The following is a 1,869-nucleotide window of genomic DNA, read 5'->3' as shown; positions in this document are numbered from 1 at the left end:
GGCGGTTATGCAACTCCGGAGGGCAAGAAAACAGAGTTTCGTTGCCACAGGTAGAGTGTTTTTTCTTGACCTCCGCCTCTAATGGGTGACCCCATATGTCACTTTAAAGGAATCAGGTCCAAGGCTTTTTGGGTGTGCCGGACGAACATTCGGACGACGGCCGGGCTTTGGCCAAGGCCGATGTTTTCAGGCGTCGCCTGAATTCCGGCTTCCTCCATTTTTATTTTCCAGGAGTCCTTTTTCCCGGCCAGGTCCTTGGCGAAATGCATGCCCGAAACCAGCAAAAAGGGGATTAGCCGCGCCTTTTTATACCCCTGGGCCAGCAGCTTGCTGATGAGGACGTCCCGGTCCGGATACCCTTCCTCCAAAACTCCCATGAAAGCCCGGTCCCCGTACATATCCTTCAGGATGCTTCCCATGGCCGTGAACATGGCCCAGGCCGGATGATCCGTGCCATGGCCCACAAACACCTGGGCCTCGTCTTGGGGGGAATCAAAAAACCGGGCGAGATCCTCGGCGACTTCCATGCAATCCTCCGGGGAGGTGAGCAAAGGCAGGCCCATGGAGGCCCGCACTTTTTCGTGCTGCACGTCGTCTTTTAAACGGAAAAACTCATGCCCCCAGGCAAGATGCAGGGATTGCACCACGGCCCACTCACGCCCCTGGCCGGCCAGCATTTCCATGACATCTTCGGGATGCAGTTTTTGCTCGTCGCTGCGTTTATTCACCTTGGATGCCACGGTGCGGGAGGTGTAAGCCCAAAGGATTTCATGGCCGGGGAATGCTTCCCTGTATGCTGCGTCGATAACATCATACGCGGCTTTGGCGCGGGTGGAAGTGCCGAATGCAGCAAGGACGATTGGGGGCTTCATGGGCGGTCTCCTGTCTATATTCGTGCGCACGGAAAATGCGTTGCAATCAGTCTTTATACTTTTAATGCCTTATCACGGCGTTGTCAAAAAAAGCAAAAGGCTTCCCGGCGCTCGTGAGCGGTGGTTGAGCGCCGGAAAACCCTTCGGAAGAACGGGGCGGAAAAGGAGGAGACGTGCCTCTTCCGGCCGTTCGCTATCAATAATTTTGTTGGGGGGCGGTTGTCGCGCCCTGGCGCCTTTTGGGGCTCAATCTTTTTTGCCCCAGCGCCATTGGGGCTTTTCCCCTTTTTTCCAGCAAATGAAAACCAGCAGGACTGAAATCAGAAAAATGTACGGAAGAAACCAAACATGATAGCGCGACGGTGCAATGAAAGCGGCGCCCGCAAAGGCCAAAGCCATATAGGCCGCCAGAACTGCCCAGCCTTGCCAGGTTAGGGGGATTCCCCATCCCCATCCGTATTTTTTCGCCGGAAACCAAATGTCCTTTGCGTCCTTATGATCATTCGCCATTGTTCGTCTCTATGGTCTCAGGAACCAATCCAGGGCCTTGCCCGGCCGGAAAGAGCCCACAAAAAAAAGCCCTGCCCGTCGGGTTGACAGGCAGGGCTTTAAAAAGCGCCCAAACAAGGAATTAAACGGATATAAACATCCATATCCGCATCCCGCCTTAAACCCGAAGACGTATTAACACGGTTTTGTTGCGGCAGGTATCCTGGCTCGTGGATCATTCTACAGGCCGCGCCTTCCCATTCCTTTTGAAACAGTGGCGTGTGCGGCTTTCGTTCCCACTTACAGTGGCGGGTCCGCAGCGGATTTGCACCGCTTTCCCTATAGCCCTTATGGGCCCGCAACAAAAATCTGGGCAAACGCTAAAATTTTTAACGCGGATTGTCAAGGAAAACTGTAAACCCAAAATCCGCGATTGGATTTGCCGGAGGGGTGGTTTGAACATTTCAGGGCGTTTCAGCCCTTGTTTTAGGAGTCCGGCGGACTCATC

The 1,869-nt window shown here is 54.2% G+C and carries 1 protein-coding gene and 1 riboswitch; the gene reads right to left on the bottom strand.

Going from position 1 to position 1,869, the window contains the following annotated elements:
• Positions 1-98 precede the first annotated feature (98 nt).
• Positions 99-872: a sirohydrochlorin cobaltochelatase gene (locus tag BUE18_RS27130; RefSeq protein ID WP_073479239.1), complete on the bottom strand. Its 774-nt coding sequence runs from the start codon at positions 870-872 to the stop codon at positions 99-101.
• A 685-nt stretch (positions 873-1,557) separates the two neighbouring features.
• A riboswitch (cobalamin riboswitch) is annotated at positions 1,558-1,737 on the bottom strand.
• Positions 1,738-1,869 lie beyond the last annotated feature (132 nt).

It is taken from the genome of Desulfatibacillum alkenivorans DSM 16219, assembly GCF_900142135.1.
Lineage (GTDB): Bacteria > Desulfobacterota > Desulfobacteria > Desulfobacterales > Desulfatibacillaceae > Desulfatibacillum > Desulfatibacillum alkenivorans.
This window is presented reverse-complemented; position numbering and strand designations above follow the sequence as displayed.

Bases quoted from the DNA above. Each gene is read 5' to 3' on its own strand.
- BUE18_RS27130 (WP_073479239.1), bottom strand. From the start codon at position 872: ATGAAGCCCCCAATCGTCCTTGCTGCATTCGGCACTTCCACCCGCGCC.